The organism is Arthrobacter oryzae (genome assembly GCF_003634095.1).
In the GTDB taxonomy this organism is placed as follows: domain Bacteria; phylum Actinomycetota; class Actinomycetes; order Actinomycetales; family Micrococcaceae; genus Arthrobacter; species Arthrobacter oryzae.
In genome coordinates, this window is sequence record NZ_RBIR01000009.1 from 145657 (window position 1) to 162181 (window position 16525).

Below are 16525 nucleotides of genomic sequence, written 5' to 3' on the forward strand. Positions count from 1 at the left end.
ACACATTGTTCCTTAAGGCTGCGTCGGCCCCACCTTTCCCGCCGGGATCGTGTGTTGTTTTGCGCCGCCCCTGATCCAGATTGGAGGCACGGCCAATGCCTGCCGCAGCTCCCGTGAAGTCGTTCCAGCCACGTATCGAACTCAACCCTGCACCGGTCGGCGTAGATCGAAGGGCGGAAATCCTGAAGGAACCCGGCTTTGGCCGATACTTCACAGACCACATGGTCCTGATCGACTGGGATCCCGAGAACGGCTGGCACGATGAGCGCGTCGTCCCTTACGGGCCCTTGTCGCTGGACCCGGCCACAGCTGCTCTTCACTACGCCCAGGAAATCTTTGAGGGATTGAAGGCCTACCGTCACGAAGACGGCTCCATTAAAGTGTTTCGGCCTGAGCAGAACGCGGCACGGTTCCAGCGATCTGCGGCCCGTCTGATGCTTCCGGAACTGCCGATCCAGTGGTTCCTGGGCTCCCTTGATGCACTGCTCAATGTTGATGAAGCCTGGGTGCCCGCCGGCGGCGAAAAAGCCCTCTACCTGCGCCCCTTCATGTTCGCTTCCGAGTCTTTCCTGGGCGTCAGAGCAGCCAGGAAAGTCACTTATGCCGTCATCGCCTCCCCTGTAGGCGGCTACTTCGAAGGCGGCACTAAGCCGCTCGCTGTCTGGGTGGCCGAAGAATACTCACGCGCAGCTCCAGGCGGAACCGGAGCAGCCAAATGCGGCGGCAACTACGCAGGGGCCCTGCTGCCGCTATCTGAAGCAGCCAAGCACGGGTGCGAGCAAGTCGTGTTCCTGGACGCCAAGGAACGGCGCCTGGTCGAGGAACTTGGCGGCATGAATCTCTACTTCGTGTTCGACGACGGACAGATCGTGACGCCGGCTTCGGACTCAATCCTTGACGGGATCATCAAAAATTCGCTGCACGAAGTTGCCGCGGATCTCGGCTACACCGTCACCGAACGGCCCTTCGGGATCGACGAATGGACCCAGGGCGTTGCTTCGGGCCGGATCACAGAAGTATTCGCGTGCGGGACCGCAGCTGTCATCACCCCGGTGGGCCGGCTGGTATGGAGGGAGGGGGAAGTCAACAGCGCACCGACCGGTGAAGCGGGACCAGTCACCCCCACGCTCCGCCGCGCCCTGGTAGACCTGCAGTACGGGCGGGCAGAAGACCCCCGCGGCTGGATGCGCCGGATCAACCACAGCTGATGGCACAGCTGATGGGCGCCCCGGCAGTGGCCACCGTAAGCCGCCGGGCCGCCTCCGCGCAGGCAGGAATCATCGCCGCCTCGTATGCGATGCTCCTGGCCGGATCCAACGCCGCGTATCCGCTCCTGCCGGTCTACAGGGATTCACTAGGCCTGGACCCGTTGGTGCTCTCCCTGACGTTCACCCTGTACGTCGCGGTGCTGGTTCCCGTGCTCTCCATCCTCGCCCGGCCCCGCTTCACCCGCCACGCTCCCGCACTGGTCCTCCTGAGCCTGACCATGATGATCCCCTCTGACCTGCTCATGGCCCATGCCCACGAAGATTCCATCCTGGGCGGCCGCATGCTCGCCGGGATCGCCGGGGGCCTGGGCACCGGCGCCGCATCGGCCCTTGTCGTCGCCGCGATCGGCGCCACAGGCCGCGCCGTCACGGCCACGGGAAACACCATCGGAGCGATTCTTGGCGTCAGTGGCGCCCAACTGGCCGTACTGGTGCTGAGTGCTGATGCCCCGCAAACAGTATTCCTCGTCCACGCCGCCCTGAGTTTCGCCCTGTTGGCCGCGGCCGCCGCCATATTGTGGCAACGGCGTGAACCCAACAGGCTCGCCCTGTCAGCCCTTCCAGGCATCCGAACCTCCGCACGCCCGGGACGGTCCTCGCTGCCGCTGTTCACCAGCGGCACCATCGCCTGGACCAGCATCAGCATCGCCGCCGTTTTCGGGGCACCCATCTTCAACGAACTGAACATGCCCTCCGTGCAAAGCCTTGGCCCGATTCTGTTGGTCTGCGGAAGCGCCGCAGGGCAACTACTGAGCCCGGCACTGGCCAGAGTTGCACCATGGATCAGCGGAACGATCACGATGGCCACCGGCGTGCTTCTCATCCTCGCCGGAGCCTACCTCCGCCTTGACCCGGTGGCGATCAGCGGCTTCGTTGTGATCGGTGCTGGAATCGGCATCGCCTACCGGGCAGCGTTGGTGATGCTGACCCGCGGATCGGACCCCGCCCGCCAAGGCGCGACCGCATCCCTCTACGCGGCCATCACTTACGCCGTGGCCGCCCTCGTGGTGCTGGTCATCGGCTGGATCGGCAACACGACCGGCCTCGTCCCGGCCACCGTCGCAGCTCTCATCACCACCGGAGCACTCGCCATCGCTGCCCTGGCTTTCAGCCCGCGCCTGGGTGGCACCACTGACCTCATCAGCACTCAACGCCCAGGGAAGGCCTAAGAATGTCCGCCACACATCCCGGCAAAGGCCAAACACCGTGACCGACACTGAAGAGCAACGCCCCAAGGATCATCCGTGGGAAGGCATTGACCTGGCCATCTACGAAAACCACATGAGCGACGCCGCCGTGGGACAACTACAGCTGCTCCACCGGATCACCTGGGAACAACTCACCACCTATCCCTCACGGTCCATCGGGATCCTGGGCGTCGCCGGCGGCAACGGACTGGATCTCATCGATCCGGCCACTACCGACGCAGTCTTCGGATACGACATCAACGGCGACTACCTTCAAGCCTGCGCGGACCGGCACAAACCAACGCTCGGGCCCCGCCTGCACCTGGTACGGGCCAGCATCGACCGGGCACTGGACATCGCACCGGTCGGGCTACTGATAGCGAATCTGATCGTTGAATACGTCGGCGTCGAAGAATTCGCCGCCTTCGCCGGCGTGAACATCCACGCGATCGGCACGCTCTCCTGCGTCACCCAGCTCAACGAGGCCACCGGCTTCGTCAGCCCCACTCAATACGCGGCGGCCTTCGACGAACTCGGGGCCATCTCCTCGGATATTGATCCGCCGGCTCTCGTGACAGCGATGGAAAAGGCGGGCTACGCGCACGTCCTGAGCCTGAGCTACCCCCTGCACAACGGCAAAACACTGGTACGGCAGGACTTCCGCCCCACACCACTAGAGCGACAACCAAAGGAAATTGACGCCCGATGAACTCCGACCAGCTTCACCGCACCTACCTGGGTCTCAGCACACCCCACGTCGCCGATGCGTGCATGCGGATCGGGGTCCCCGTCCGCAGCGCCCCGGCCGCTACACGTCCACTCTGGGCAGGCACCCACTTCGCCGGCCCCGCAGTGCCCACCCGCCACTACGGCAGCGTCGACATCTTCCTCGAAGCAATCAATAACTCCGAACCAGGGGACGTACTGGTGGTCGACAACTGCGGACGAGATGACGAGGCCTGCGTCGGGGACCTGATAGCCCTCGAAGCCCACCAAGCCGGACTCGCCGGGATCGTCATCTGGGGGTACCACCGCGACTCAGCCGAGCTGCGCACCATCAGGTTGCCCATCGTCAGTCTCGGCGCCTTCCCTGTGGGCCCGCAACGACTGGAACCCCGCGATCAGGACGCACTGACCCAGGCCAGCGTCGGCGGGCACACCATCACCCACAACGACTTCGTCCTCGCAGACGACGACGGCACGCTCTTCATCCCCCTCGCCGACGCGGAAGCCGTAGCCGCGACCGCAGCCGCCATCCGTGACACTGAACGCAACCAGGCAGCCCTCATGCTCCACGGCACACCCTTCAGAACCCGGGCCCACCTCGCTGCCTACCTCACCGCCAGGGCCACCGACACTGACCTGACGTTCCGGGAACACCTCCGAAACCACGGAGCAGAAATCGAAGAGTAAACCTGAGCAGCCTTCTGCTGCGCCACAGCCAGCGCCCAGTTCGCCTGAAATACCGCCACGGAGCGCGCCGATCAATGTGCTCTTTGGGGTACGGAGAAGGATCTCCTTACGCCTGCCGGGCGACAAAAAGCGCTGCAAAAAGACCGCCATTTATCGCTGCGAGTCACAGGGGTCCCGGGCTTCCATGGCGGCACAGGCATAAAGGGTCGTTATTGATGTGCCCCAGGCCAGAAAGGCTAGCCTCGCCGTCGGGGCCTGCCAGTGAACGGTGCGCCCTTATTGGTCCGCTTGATAGGGCGCGCCGAACGAGATCGGTCGAAAAATGCACTCATAGTGCACTATGATGCACTTATGGATGAGAGTACAACGACCTTGGCGCTGGCAATCGGGGCCCGTGTTAAGCAGGAGAGGCAGTCGCGGGGCTGGACGCTTGATCAGCTGGCGGAGTCTGCCGGGGTAAGCCGCAGGATGGTGGTCAACGTGGAGCAGGGTGCCGCGAATCCCAGCGTTGGAACCCTGCTGAGGATCAGCGACGCGCTCGGCGTGGGGCTGCCGGCGCTGGTCGAGTCACCTCGGCCGAAGCCGGTTAAGGTCACCCGCAGTGGTGAAGGCGCTGCTTTGTGGATCGGGGAGTCCGGCGGCCGCGGGGTGTTGGTGGCCGGCACCGAGTCACCGGACGTGGTTGAACTGTGGGATTGGACGCTGGGTGCCGGTGACCGTCACGTGAGCGAGGCCCACACTTCGGGCACCAAGGAGCTTTTGCAGGTCCAGCAGGGCACGGTCACGGTGGAGATCGCAGGCCAATCGGTCAGCCTCGACGCCGGGGATGCGGTGACGTTCCCGGGCGACGTGGCCCACTCTTATGCCAATCCGGGCACGGAGCCGGCGAGGTTCTCCCTGGCCGTCTTCGAGCCGGGCGTGGGGACAGGACACCGGCCGGAGGTGTCCGATGCCTGAGCTGGACATGCTTCAGGAATTCCTCGACGGCGGCCAGGTTGACCCCGCCGTTTTCGCGCTGCGACCCGACTACCGGGCGTTGCTGCTGGCCGTTGACGGACTCGTCCCGGGCCCGAGCGACCACGCCAGTGAAGAGATGCTCCAGGCGGCGGAGTCCGCGGCCCGCGAGCTGCTCACTGACGGGCCGGCCGAGCAGGTCCCGCACGTCGCAGCCTGGCGCGAGGCTTACCAGGGCTTCGGAGCCAAACCCAGCCGAACGCGCAACAGCCTGGAGGCGCTCCTGCGCCGTGCGGTATCCGGGTTGCCACGGGTGAACCGTCTCACCGACCTCTATAACGCGGTTTCGGTGCTCCATCAGATCCCGCTGGGCGGGGAGGACCTAAACCGCTACAGTGGTGCGCCCCGGCTGGTCCGCGCCACCGGCACGGAACCCTTCGATACCTCCGCCGATGGCGCCGCCGTGATCGAACACCCGGAACCCGGCGAGGTCGTGTGGTGCGACGATGCCGGGGTGACCTGTCGGCGCTGGAACTGGCGCCAGGCACGCCGCACCCAACTCGGCGAGGACACCACCGCCGCACTGTTCATCCTCGACGCTCTCGAACCCATAGCCGACGAGGCGCTCCACGCCGCAGCCGAGGACCTGGCCGCCAGGCTGACCCTGCTCGGTCCCGACGTCCGCGTCGCCCGCCGCCTGATAGCCGCCGGCTCGCCAGCTAACGAAAGAGACTGACATGCTCATCCACCCCCGGATACGCGCAATCGCTGACCGGCTGGCCCAAGGGGGCCAGCCGTGAGCCAACATGTCCCCAAGAATGTCCCGGTGCCGCCGTGGGGGCTGGCCGTTGCCGCCATGCTCTCGGTCCAGCTGAGCTCGGCCCTGTCAGTAAATCTCATTGCCGCGGTGGGGCCGGCGGGAACCGCCTGGCTCAGACTCAGTGTGGGGGCACTCATCTTCCTCGCCATCGCCCGACCCCCGTTGCGCACACTGCGCGGCCCCGACGTCCCCGTGCTTCTGGGGCTGGGCGTCGCCACCGGACTAATGACCGTCGCATTTCTGGCCTCCATCGAACGCATCCCGCTCGGCACCGCCGTCGCGATCGAGTTCCTCGGTCCGCTGACCGTAGCCGCAGTACGGAGCCACAGCGCACGGTCGCTTATCTGGCCAGCTCTGGCGCTAACCGGCGTCGTCCTGCTGACCGAACCCTGGGCCGGTGCCATCAACCTCACCGGTATCGGACTCGCAGGGCTCGCAGCCATCGGGTGGGCCGCCTACATCCTGCTCACCCAACGGATCGGCGACCGCTTCACGGGCATCGGCGCGCTCTCGCTCACCGTTCCCATCGCCGCTGCCACGGCAGCGGTCGTCGGCATCCCGCAGTCCGCCGGACACCTCACCATCGGTATCCTCGCAGCCGCCTTCGGACTGGCCCTTCTGATGCCGGTGCTGCCGATGGCGCTCGAAATGCTCGCCCTGCGCAGGATGACGCCCACCGCGTTCGGCACCCTGATGGCCCTCGAACCCGCCTTCGGCGTGCTCCTCGGGCTGCTCGTGCTCCACCAGCAACCCTCACTATTCCAAATCGGCGGCATCACGCTCGTCATCCTCGCTGGCGCCGCCGCGCAACGCGGCGGCCGACGGCAACCGCGCTCCCGCGAACACACCGGTACCCGAATGGACCCCGCACTCATCGACCAAGGGCCGAAGTAGGCGACAGTCGTCCAGCCAGGCGCGTCCGCCGGCGGGATTGAGGCGCCTGCGCAGCCCAGCCCCCAGGCAGCGGCCGACGCCCCAGACTTCGCTTCCCTGTAATACAAACAAAGGAGTTATGACCATGTTCACCGGCTTGAGCGCCTTCCCCCTGACCCCGCTAGCAGATGATGCCGTTGACGAGCAGGCCTTCGTTCGCCTGATCGAACGGCTCTCGGAGGCGAAAGTTGACTCCATCACCGTGCTCGGATCCACCGGCTCCTACGCGTACCTGAGCGCCGAGGAACGAAGCCGTGTCGCCCACCTTGCCGTCGAGCACGCCAGCGGGACGCCCGTGTTCATTGGCGTCGGGGCCTTGCGGACCTCCCACGTCCTCGCGAACGCCGAGAAGGCAGAACAGGCGGGAGCTTCCGGGCTCCTGCTGGCCCCCATGACCTATCAGCCCCTCACCGACGACGATGTCTTCGAACTCTTCCGGACCGTCACCGCGAACTCGTCGCTGCCCGTCATCGTCTATGACAACCCGGGCACCACCCACATCACCTTCACGACCGAACTCTACGGACGCATCGCCGCACTGCCCGGGATCGCGTCCATCAAAATCCCCGGCGTACCGACCGATCCCCAGCAGGCACAGGCGCGGATCCAGGAAATCCGGGCGGCCGTCCCTGCCCACGTCACCATCGGAGTTTCCGGCGACGCCACGGCCGCCGCCGGACTGGCCGCCGGATGCGATGCCTGGTACTCGGTCATCGGCGGCACCTTGCCCGCCCTGGCGATGCGGATCACCCGGGCCGCCCTGGAAGGGCGGTTCTCCGAAGCGTCCGCCGAGTCCGAACGTCTTGCACCGTTGTGGCAGTTGTTCGCCGAGTTCGGCGGGAGTCTCCGGGTCGTCGCGGCAATAGCGGAACAATTCGGACTGGCATCAACATCCTGCCTGCCGCTTCCCATCCAGGGCTTGACCGCGAAACAGCGCGACCGCGTTGGCACGGTTGTCGATGAGCTCGGGCTCAACCCGTAGCGCTGAGCTCGGCGTTCCACGCAGGAAGGACCGCCGGGCCGGGGCACTGGCCCGCTACGTCTTCGCCGCGACGCTGGTGCGCAGCGCAGACGGGGGCGCAGTGGTCGCCATCGTGCTGCTCGCGCACGCCATCGGGTTGCCGGGCTGGCTGGCCGGACTCATGGGAGCATCGATCACCGCACCCCACCTGCTCGGCCCGTTCATCGCACGACGACTCGACACAGCCCGTGACGGGCGCAAGGTCATCGCGGGCTCCGCCGTTCTCCACGGCGTGCTGCTCGGTGCCGCTGCACTCCTCCTGCCGATCGCCTGGCCGATCTGGCCAGCCCTGCTGCTCTTTGCCTCCGGCATCTTCGGGCCGATGCTCACCGGCGGGATCAGCAGCCGCCTGCCCTCCATCGCCGGCCCCGAGCAGCGCAGCCAACGCAGAGCACAGAGCTGGGACGTCGCAAGCTACGGGCTCAGCGGCACCCTCGGCCCCGCAGCCGTGGCATGGATCGCGGCAGCATCTGACGCGCTCACCGCGACACTGGTTCTGGCCGGAGCCGCCGTGGTTGGTGCGGGAGCGGTCCTCGCACTCCCCAGACAGAAGCCCCTCGACAAGGCAGTTGACGTGCCATCACCCGGACGAACACTGAACCTCATTTGGAAACGTGGTCCGCTTCGCCGCACCCTCGGACTCACCGTGACCGTCGCATTCTCTGTCGCCGCGTTGCCGATCTACGCCGTCGCAACAGCTCCCACATTCGGCGGGGCCTCAGCCGCCGGAACACTGGTCGCGGCCTACGGGATAGGGAACCTTCTCGGATCAGCAGCTCTCATGCTCCGGCCGCTACGCCGCGACGCCGACCCACTCATGAGCTCCCTCGCAGCACTCGTCGCGGCAACGCTGATACTGGTGATGCTTACTCCGACACTCCCGACCGCCCTTGTTGCGTTCTGCCTGGCAGGGATTGCCAACGCGCTTTTCTTCGCGGCAACACTCGCCGCGCGCAGTGAATACGCACCTATCGAGGCTCGCGGCCAAGTCTTCATCTGGGTAGGCGCACTCAAGATCGCTGCAGGATCGGCCGGAACAGCCGTCGCGGGTGCAACCATTGCACCAACTCTCTGGGCACCGCTTATGCTGGCGATAGCCCTCACAGCAGCAGCCGCCGCGTCCAGCATCATCGAGCGGTCCCGTCCACGCTGGTCCAAACACTAGCCCGCCCGATTTCAACAACACCCTCACCCGGGCCGGCAGCACGCCGCGGCGAGTGCACCAGGGGCACGCCAAAACCACGCCAAATAGCTCCGCGATTCACGTTGCTGGCATCCACAATTTCGGATGCTGGTGTCACATGAACGAAGGATTGCGAGAAGGGATCGAATCGCTCCAGTCGCAACCCAAAACAGGGGCGGGCTGGGCCATCCCGTCCTGCCCGCCCTTTAGCTCGTCGCCCTCAACGCGAGGCCGTCGGTGACGGCGAGGACGTCTCTGTGTTTTCCGACTCGGTGGCCTCAGAACTCCGGTCCCGCTGACAGCCCAGCAGCGGACACTCCTGGGTGCAGTCCAGTATTCGACGGCGGGAGTCTGGCCTGACTTCGTATCGGTGGCCCGACGATGCCCGCGGCAATAAGGGCGTTAGAACCATCGGGAAAGTCATGTCACACAGAACTCGCGGCCGCATGAACTCGTGTCAGCAGAAGCAGGCAAGGAGGGAGTCACCATGCAGCAATGGCAGGACACACACCCTGGTGTGGACACTGTACGCACTCCCTTTGACCGGACAAACGCCCACCAGGCTCTCTCCCATACTGCCAGGAGACAGCTAGTCGAGGCGAAAAATTGGAAGAAATCTCCCTCAGGTCATGTCACCCCCACAACCCCCAGGCATGAATAGGTACAAGACCAACCACGGCCACCAGAACAAGCCAGAGAGGAGACCCGGAGCCCGCACATCCCAGCAGGCGGAGGGCCTACAGCCAGGGCACCTGAACCCGCCCCCCACACAACTGAACAGGCCACCGCGGCGGCCAGGCCAAGCCGAAGAACAGCGTCAGAGGGACCCGAGCAGGGCCAATGTACACACGTTAAGCAAAAACCCCCTCTGACGAGGGGGAATGCTGTGCCCGAGGTGGGACTCGAACTGCATTCCAACCCGCGCGAACACTGGGAAGTCCCGGAAACATCCCGAATCCGGCCCAGTCCGCCACCAGTACGACCCCATCCGAAGCCCAGGGTGTGCACATTGTGCACACCCCAAAACCAACCGCGCTCCCCCGCTGAGGGGACACGTTTTGTCTTTGCGCAGGCAACAGTGGGACAAGGGACGGGTTCGTGCCGTCCCACGTTATGACCGATGCCTCCCGCGAGGGATCGAACTGGGCCGCTTAGGAGATTTCGAACAGCGGATTAGTGGTTTTCTCTACGCTGCCGCGGGCGGCTGCTGGTAAATGTAGTGGACCTCGTTGGGGTAGCGGTAATCCAGGGCGGAGTGCCGGCGCCGGCTGTTGTAGAAGCCCTCGATGTAGCGGATGACATCCCGCCTGGCCTGGGCCTTGGTGGCGTAGACCGTGCGGTGGACGCGCTCGTTCTTCAGCGCCGAGAAGAACGTCTCCGCGGCCGCATTGTCCCAGCACACCCCTGTGCGGCCCATCGAGGAACGCATGCCAGGCCCGCCACGAGGGCCCGGAAGGATGCGGAGGTGTATTGGCTGCCCCGGTCCGAGTGCCAGATCGCGCCGGGGCGGATGAGCGTGGATGCCGCGGCGTTCCGGAGCGCGGATTCGACCAGCTCGGCGCGCATGTGGTCGGCGACGGCCCAGCCCACGACCTTCTTCGAAAAGCAGTCGATGACCGTGGCCAAGTAGACGAAGCCCTGCCAGGTGTGGATGTAGGTGATGTCGCCGACGAACTTCTCCCCAAACGGTCCGCGGTGAAGTCCCGGCGGACCAGGTCAGGGATCTTCGCCGCGGCTTCAGCATCCGCCTCCGTGGTGGTGCGGAATGGGCGCGGCTGGCACGGCACCAGGTTGTTGGCACGCATGATCCGGCGGACCAGCTCCGGGGAGCATTCGGTGCCGTCCGCGGCAAGGTCCGCACGCCCCTGCGCGCCGCGGTGGCCGAAGGGGGGCGGGAGCGCCAGTGGTAGAACCCGGAGCGGGACAACCCGAGCCAGCGGCACATCTTCAGCAACGGCGGCGCGTCCGGGGACCGGGTCTGGGAATCGATGAATTCATATTTCGCCACTACCGTGGCTCCCGCGCGAATTATGCAGCGGCTTTTTTCTTAGAACGCGGTCTCCGCACGCAGCTCCTGCTTCTCCCGCTCCAGCTCCTTCAGACGGGCCCGCTCCGCGCCCGTCAGCGGAGCCTCGGTGGCGGCTGCGTAGTGTTCCTGCCGGTACTTCTTCAGCCAGTTACGCAGCGTCTCGGCACCGACCCCGTACGAGTCGGCGACGGACTTGATCGTTTTCGACGTCGAGACGACTTCCTCGCACAACTGGTCCTTGAACTCCTGGCTGAACCGGCGACGTGATGCAGGCATTCTGCACATTCCTCATTTCAGTAGTCCCCCGATTTTAAGGGGGTCCACTGTCCGAGAACTCCGAGGCGGCCCAGATGCGACCATACAGCTCTATCTCAACTTCTCTCCCTTGTAGCTGCTCCGGGTCGAGGACCGGGATTGCTGTCCTGGGAGTCGCGCTGGGGAGTGTCTGAAGAACGGTGGATTCAGGGTTGGCCTGACACGCCGGGCGGTGCCCCTGTGGCGATCCCGGAGTTTGGCGTTCTCCTGGCTTTCTATCTCTGTCGCGTGGTTGGGTTACTCGGCCGGTGGGAAGGTTAGGGTGTGCGCGGTGCGGTCGCGTTTGGCGGTCAAGTAGGCGTTGTTGGCGGGGGTTAGGTGCACGCCGGTGGGAAGCTGTTCGGTGATGGTGATGCCGAGCGCGGCCAGTTGAACGGCCTTATCGGGGTTATTGCTGAGCAAGCGGACAGAGTTGAGGCCGAGGGCGCCGAGCATTTGCGCAGCGGGCGTATAGTCGCGTTCGTCTTCGCCGTGGCCCAGCGCGACGTTGGCTTCGTAGGTGTCTAGGCCGTTGTCCTGCAGCGCGTAGGCATCGAGCTTGGAATACAGGCCGATGCCGCGGCCTTCCTGACGGAGATAGAGCAGGAACCCGCCGGCGGCGGAAATCTTCTCGATGGCTTCTCGTAGCTGGGGCCCGCAGTCGCAGCGCTGGCTCCCGAACACGTCGCCGGTCAGGCATTCGCTGTGCAGCCGGACCAGCGGCGCCGGATCCTCCGGTCCCGGGTTCAGCAGGGCCTCCCACTCGCCGAAAGCCAACAACAGGTGTTCCTTTCCGTCAGCCAGGCCATGGAAAGTCATCACCTCGGCGGTGGCGGTGGGGCCGCCCGGGAAGTGCAGTGGCACGGTGACCTGGCTACGCACGGCGACCGGAGCCATGGTTCCCACCAACGGGGCGAAGGCTTCAGGTAGAACAGTCATCTCAGGTCCTCAGGAGTAGGGCGGACGTGCCGGCGAGCGACGGGTAATATCGCCGCTATAGTTCAAGCTTGAAGTTAAACGTACAGTTTTATAGTTCACGATGCAAGTGATTCGGATCGACCGAAAGTTAACGCATGAAGTTATCTGGGTTACGCTTGACCCATGGAAGCGCCTCTGGAACCCCGATGGTTGAACAGCGAAGAGAGCCAGGCTTGGCTCGCCCTTGTGGGGATGATGATTCGACTGCCCTCGGCACTGGACGCGCAGCTTCAGCGCGACGCCGGGCTCAGCCACTTTGAATACCAGGTCCTCGCAGGCCTCTCGGAAGCCCCGACCCACACGCTTCGGATGAGCGATCTGGCCAACTTCGCGGAATCAGCACTTCCTCGTCTGTCCCAGGTCGTCGGCCGCCTTGAGAAGCGTGGTTGGGTAAGTCGTTCTTCCGACCCCACCGACGGGCGCATCACTCTGGCTACGCTTACTGCAGACGGCTGGGAGAAACTCGTTCAGACCGCTCCTGGGCATGTAGAAGAAGTGCGGACCCTTGTCTTCGACCCCCTCACTAAAGTCCAAACGCGCCAGCTGACCGACATTGGCCGGCGTATTATGCGGGCCATTGACCCCGAAGATCGCTGCCTCCGCAGTTCCGATTAGCCCAGCCCCTGCCAATGAACCACCGGTGGGGTGACCGCCGAGCCTCGGCCGTAATACCGGAAAAGTCGCGGCGCGCCCGAACGCATCCTGCGACATGGACGCGAAATTACGGAAGGTACGACCGAGCGCAACCAAACGGAGTCAGCCTCGATTTTTCATGAGTTCAGGTTAGGGCCGTTGGTTGCGGTCGGCGGTTGTTTTCTGTTTTCGGGCAGTCTCGTGTGGCCCGTTTGATCCCTGGAATTTTAGGACCCCCAGTCCCCAGGCATGTCGGCATTCTGCAAGACGGGGAACCACCCTATGAGGAGGCCGTCACGGCCATCGTGATCGCCGCCCGCGTTGCGCGTGCTGCCCCTACCCGATGCTGGCGAACATCGCCGAGGTCATGACGAAAATTTCCCAGGAGTTCGGGCTGCCGGGACAATCCTGACGATTTGACCTCCAGTCCCAGCAAGTCATGCAGTTCCAGGCGCTCCTGGCCATGAAGGAGTACACAGCAACACCGCTGTCCACAAGAGAAGGAGCCGCCACACCGCAACGGCCACCAACAAAAAATGGGCCCCCGCAGGGGCCATAAAAGGAGATTTGTACACACTCAGCGACCCACAAGCCCCTGAACAGGGAAAACACGTGCCCGAGGTGGGACTCGAACTGCATTCCACCCCTTGCGAACACTGGGCACCCCCGGAAACATGCGGAATCCGGGCCAGTCCGGCACCAGTACGACCCGATCCGCCGCCCAAAGTGTGGACAATGTACACAGCCCAAATCGGTCAGTTCAGGGCATTGCGGCGCCACTCCCCCACACCGGGGTGCGGCTGTTCTGTATTCTGCGCGAGGAGCCTTCCGGAACAGAATTCCGGACGGCCGCAGCAACAGGCGCCCCGCGCCGCGGACAGAGGCTCCCTTATCGGCGTTTCAAATCCCTGGGGGTGGTCCAAAGGGGTCAAAAAGCCCCTGTCCGTTTCCATCTAAGTCGACGCATGGCCAGCGTGAGGACCGGTGGTGCCGCCCATATTCGGGTGGAGTCCCGGGGCAGTCCTTGGGACTCGGACGGGTGTGGTTGGGATTGGTTTAGTTGGCGAGGCCGATGGTTACGGGTCCGGCTTCCCAGTTGATGTGTTGGAGGATGCTGGATGGGACTCGGAAGACACGCCCGGGCGCTGCGGGCCACCACAGGCGTTTGCGGGCAATGACCCGGCCGTTCTGGTGCAGCACGACCGTGGGGAACGGAACATATGTGTCGGTCCAGAGCAGCAGCCGGCGCCGCGGCGGGGCGGGGTCATCCTGGCGGAGGATCGCCGGGGCGACCCATCGGAATGGGGCTTCGGCCTTGAGGCTGATCGCGGTGCCGGAGGGACGTCTTCCGCTAAGGTGGGCGATCACGTGGTCGGCCACGGCTGCGCCGTCCAGCGCTGCGACGTCGGCGGTGTCGACCGGGTGGAGGGCGTTGCCGATGGCAAAGATGCCCGGCCGGTTGGTGCGCAGCGCGGCATCGACTACCGGCGCCTTGCTGGCGGCATCGATGTCGATTCCTGCGGCGCGGGCCAGTTCGTGGTCCGGGATCCAGTCGCCGGTAAGGATGACGGTGTCACAGGCAACGGTCCGTCGTTGGCCGGTGTCGATGTTCTCGATTTCGACCGCTTGGACTTGGGGTTTGCCGATGATGCGGGTGACCCGGGTGCGTGTGGAGACTCTGGTCTTGAAGAAGAACTTTCCGGGGCCGCTGAACAGGCGGTAGGCGTCCGGTTTTGGGTATTCGGTGGTCATCAGCACCGTCTTGCACTTGACGTGCTGAAGCGTCATCGCCGCGGACCAGCTGACCAGTTCCGCGCCGACGATGACGGCGCGTTTGCCGACGGTGCCGTGTTTGAGGTGGACGATGTTTTGCAGCTGTCCGGTGGTGTAGACGCCTTGGCCCCGGTCTCCGGGGATCAGCCGGGCGGTCCGCGGCCGTTCCCTGGCTCCGGTGGCGAGAACGACGACGTCGGCGTCGACCCGGACGCGCCCTTCGGGCATGGTGACGTTGACCGACCGGTCGCCGGCCCAGTCTGTGACCGTGGCGTTGGTGAGGATCCGCGCACCTGCTTTGAGGGCCCGGTCGCGCAGGATCCCGGCATACTTCGGACCGCCCATGAACGTTCCCATGTCGCGGATGCCGTATCCGGGGTGGTCACTGTGCCGGGGTATCCCTCCGGCTGTGCTCTCGCGTTCGAGGACCAGGACCTCGCCCGGCACCCGGGGTGCCAGTTCTGCGGCGGCGCGCAGCCCTGAGGGACCCCCTCCGATGATGAGGACGGTAGGGGTGAGAACGGCCGGGGTGAGGACTGGCGGGGTCGCGGTGCTTCCGTTCGTTGTCATTTTGCGGTCCCCGGGGTGGAAAGGCGTGTGGCGGCGGTGTTTGCCGGGGTGAGGCTTTGACCTCGGGTCTCAAGGAGTTCGGCGACTTCTGCACCGCAGAAGAAGCCTTGGCAGCGGCCGTTCTGGGCGCGTGTCCTGCGCCGGAGCCCGTCGAGGGTCCGCGGCGGGATGGGTGAGGTGAAGGTGTCGCGGATTTCGCCGGCGGTGACACGTTCGCAGAAGCACACGATCTTGCCGTAGGCGGGATCTTTCGCGATCCGTGCGGCGTCCTGGTAGGGGCGCAGGAACGCTTCTCCGATGTTGGGCATGTGCGGCGCTTCCGGCATGTCAACGCGTTCGACGAGCTTGATGGCTCCGGAATGTTTCAGCAGCCCGTCCACGTATTCGGCCACGGCGATCCCCGAGGTCAGGCCGGTGGAGCGGATACCTCCGACGAGCACGTACTGCTGTTCGGTGTCGACCTCGATGAGGTAGTCGGGGTAGTCACTGGCCGCGCGCAGCCCCGCGTACGTGGCTGTGATTTCCTCCTCGAGGAGTCGGGGCATGATCTTCTCGCCCTTGCCGCGCAGGAAGGAAAATCCGCTTTCTGAGGTTCCGGTGTCGGTGCGGTCGGTGAGGTCTTCCGCGGTGGGCCCAAGCATGACGTTCCCGTAGATGGTCGGGCTGACGAGTACGCCCTTGCCGAGCGCGGTCGGGACGGGAAGGACGATCTTGTCCACGAGCGGGCGTGCCTGCTTGTCGTAGACGAGCAGCTCGCCGCGCCGGGGCGTGATGTGGAACCTGTCGTAGCCGAACAGCTGGTCGATGGTGTCCCCGCCCAGTCCGGCGGCGTTGATCACCCAGTGGGCGCTGACACGGTCGATGCCGGTCTTTAGATGGGTGATGCGGTTGGCCTTGTCGGTCTCTATGCCGGAGACCCAGCGTCCCAGCAGGAGCTCGGTTCCTCGCTGCACGGCGTCGGTGGCCAGGGCGAGGTTGGTTGTCCAGGTGCAGATGATCGACTCATCGGGAACGCTGAGCCCGGCAAGGGCGCCTTTGCCGAGGTGGGGCAGGAGCCGGTAGACCTCGGCCGCGTCCATGATTTCGGTTTTGTCGTACCCGTTTTCTTCGGCCTTGTCCTTTAGCCCCGGCAGGGCGTTGACCTGTTCCTGATCCCAGGCGACCAGGACAGCGCCGGTGTGTTCCACCGGGATACCGGTGGCTTTCGCGTACTCGGAGAGGAGGCGGTAGCCCTCCCGGACCATGCGGGATTCGAGGGTTCCGGGCTTGGCGTCGAAGCCGGTGTGGAGGATGGCGGTGTTGGCCTTGCTAGTGCCGTCTCCGACATCGTCGCGTGCGTCCACGAGGGCGATGCTGAGCTGATAGCCGGCAAGTTTCCGTGCGATGGCGGAGCCGACGATCCCGGCGCCGATCACTGCTACGTCGTAAGTTCTGGTCTGGGTATTAGACATGTCCTAGTTTCTCCTTGT

The 16525-nt window shown here is 65.0% G+C and carries 13 protein-coding genes and 1 pseudogene; 10 read left to right on the top strand and 4 right to left on the bottom strand.

The annotated features are described in order from the left end of the window. Positions 1-95: 95 nt before the first annotated feature. The 9 genes from C8D78_RS16980 (at position 96) to C8D78_RS17020 (ending at position 8761) form a co-directional block, all read left to right on the top strand. Positions 96-1208 carry a branched-chain amino acid aminotransferase gene (locus tag C8D78_RS16980; RefSeq protein ID WP_120955037.1) on the top strand — a complete coding sequence of 371 codons (1113 nt, stop codon included), beginning with the start codon at positions 96-98 and terminating at the stop codon, positions 1206-1208. Continuing rightward, positions 1208-2437, top strand: coding sequence for an MFS transporter (locus C8D78_RS16985; RefSeq protein WP_120955038.1), 1230 nt, complete (start codon positions 1208-1210; stop codon positions 2435-2437). Before C8D78_RS16980 ends, C8D78_RS16985 begins: the two co-directional genes overlap by 1 nt. A gap of 37 nt (positions 2438-2474) precedes the next feature. Further along, positions 2475-3164 (top strand): hypothetical protein, encoded by a 690-nt coding sequence (locus C8D78_RS16990; RefSeq protein ID WP_244208458.1) that lies wholly within the window; start codon positions 2475-2477, stop codon positions 3162-3164. Next, positions 3161-3868 (top strand): RraA family protein, encoded by a 708-nt coding sequence (locus C8D78_RS16995; protein WP_120955039.1) that lies wholly within the window; start codon positions 3161-3163, stop codon positions 3866-3868. The genes C8D78_RS16990 and C8D78_RS16995 overlap by 4 nt, the downstream gene beginning before the upstream one ends. 351 nt (positions 3869-4219) lie before the next feature. Next, positions 4220-4825, top strand: coding sequence for a helix-turn-helix domain-containing protein (locus C8D78_RS17000; protein WP_120955040.1), 606 nt, complete (start codon positions 4220-4222; stop codon positions 4823-4825). Beyond that, complete coding sequence (locus tag C8D78_RS17005) at positions 4818-5558, top strand: B3/B4 domain-containing protein (protein ID WP_120955041.1); 741 nt, start codon at positions 4818-4820, stop codon at positions 5556-5558. Before C8D78_RS17000 ends, C8D78_RS17005 begins: the two co-directional genes overlap by 8 nt. A 120-nt stretch (positions 5559-5678) precedes the next feature. Next, positions 5679-6536: an EamA family transporter gene (locus tag C8D78_RS17010; RefSeq protein ID WP_120955074.1), complete on the top strand. Its 858-nt coding sequence runs from the start codon at positions 5679-5681 to the stop codon at positions 6534-6536. 124 nt (positions 6537-6660) lie between these two features. Continuing rightward, positions 6661-7557 carry a dihydrodipicolinate synthase family protein gene (locus C8D78_RS17015; protein ID WP_208641998.1) on the top strand — a complete coding sequence of 299 codons (897 nt, stop codon included), beginning with the start codon at positions 6661-6663 and terminating at the stop codon, positions 7555-7557. Beyond that, positions 7535-8761, top strand: coding sequence for an MFS transporter (locus tag C8D78_RS17020; protein WP_120955043.1), 1227 nt, complete (start codon positions 7535-7537; stop codon positions 8759-8761). Before C8D78_RS17015 ends, C8D78_RS17020 begins: the two co-directional genes overlap by 23 nt. Before the next feature lie 1204 nt (positions 8762-9965). On the opposite strand, the pseudogene C8D78_RS17025 reads toward C8D78_RS17020, so the two are convergent. Beyond that, positions 9966-11084, bottom strand: a pseudogene (locus tag C8D78_RS17025) (IS3 family transposase). Between the two features lie 276 nt (positions 11085-11360). Then, entirely contained in the window at positions 11361-12041 is a 681-nt protein-coding gene (locus C8D78_RS17030) for a GTP cyclohydrolase II (protein ID WP_120955044.1), read from the bottom strand. Between the two features lie 162 nt (positions 12042-12203). On the opposite strand from C8D78_RS17030, the gene C8D78_RS17035 reads away from it, so the two are divergent. After that, positions 12204-12695, top strand: coding sequence for a MarR family winged helix-turn-helix transcriptional regulator (locus tag C8D78_RS17035; RefSeq protein WP_120955045.1), 492 nt, complete (start codon positions 12204-12206; stop codon positions 12693-12695). A 1074-nt stretch (positions 12696-13769) separates the two neighbouring features. On the opposite strand, the gene C8D78_RS17040 is transcribed toward C8D78_RS17035, so the two are convergent. Both C8D78_RS17040 and C8D78_RS17045 read right to left on the bottom strand, forming a co-directional pair. After that, positions 13770-15056: an NAD(P)/FAD-dependent oxidoreductase gene (locus C8D78_RS17040; RefSeq protein ID WP_120955046.1), complete on the bottom strand. Its 1287-nt coding sequence runs from the start codon at positions 15054-15056 to the stop codon at positions 13770-13772. Beyond that, positions 15053-16507 (bottom strand): NAD(P)/FAD-dependent oxidoreductase, encoded by a 1455-nt coding sequence (locus C8D78_RS17045; RefSeq protein ID WP_120955047.1) that lies wholly within the window; start codon positions 16505-16507, stop codon positions 15053-15055. The genes C8D78_RS17040 and C8D78_RS17045 overlap by 4 nt, the downstream gene beginning before the upstream one ends. Between the last annotated feature and the right edge of the window lie 18 nt (positions 16508-16525).

Bases quoted from the DNA above. Each gene is read 5' to 3' on its own strand.
- C8D78_RS17005 (WP_120955041.1), top strand. From the start codon at position 4,818: ATGCCTGAGCTGGACATGCTTCAGGAATTCCTCGACGGCGGCCAGGTT.
- C8D78_RS16995 (WP_120955039.1), top strand. From the start codon at position 3,161: ATGAACTCCGACCAGCTTCACCGCACCTACCTGGGTCTCAGCACACCC.
- C8D78_RS17030 (WP_120955044.1), bottom strand. From the start codon at position 12,041: ATGACTGTTCTACCTGAAGCCTTCGCCCCGTTGGTGGGAACCATGGCT.
- C8D78_RS17045 (WP_120955047.1), bottom strand. From the start codon at position 16,507: ATGTCTAATACCCAGACCAGAACTTACGACGTAGCAGTGATCGGCGCC.
- C8D78_RS17000 (WP_120955040.1), top strand. From the start codon at position 4,220: ATGGATGAGAGTACAACGACCTTGGCGCTGGCAATCGGGGCCCGTGTT.
- C8D78_RS17015 (WP_208641998.1), top strand. From the start codon at position 6,661: ATGTTCACCGGCTTGAGCGCCTTCCCCCTGACCCCGCTAGCAGATGAT.
- C8D78_RS17035 (WP_120955045.1), top strand. From the start codon at position 12,204: ATGGAAGCGCCTCTGGAACCCCGATGGTTGAACAGCGAAGAGAGCCAG.
- C8D78_RS17020 (WP_120955043.1), top strand. From the start codon at position 7,535: ATGAGCTCGGGCTCAACCCGTAGCGCTGAGCTCGGCGTTCCACGCAGG.
- C8D78_RS16985 (WP_120955038.1), top strand. From the start codon at position 1,208: ATGGCACAGCTGATGGGCGCCCCGGCAGTGGCCACCGTAAGCCGCCGG.
- C8D78_RS17040 (WP_120955046.1), bottom strand. From the start codon at position 15,056: ATGACAACGAACGGAAGCACCGCGACCCCGCCAGTCCTCACCCCGGCC.
- C8D78_RS17010 (WP_120955074.1), top strand. From the start codon at position 5,679: ATGCTCTCGGTCCAGCTGAGCTCGGCCCTGTCAGTAAATCTCATTGCC.
- C8D78_RS16980 (WP_120955037.1), top strand. From the start codon at position 96: ATGCCTGCCGCAGCTCCCGTGAAGTCGTTCCAGCCACGTATCGAACTC.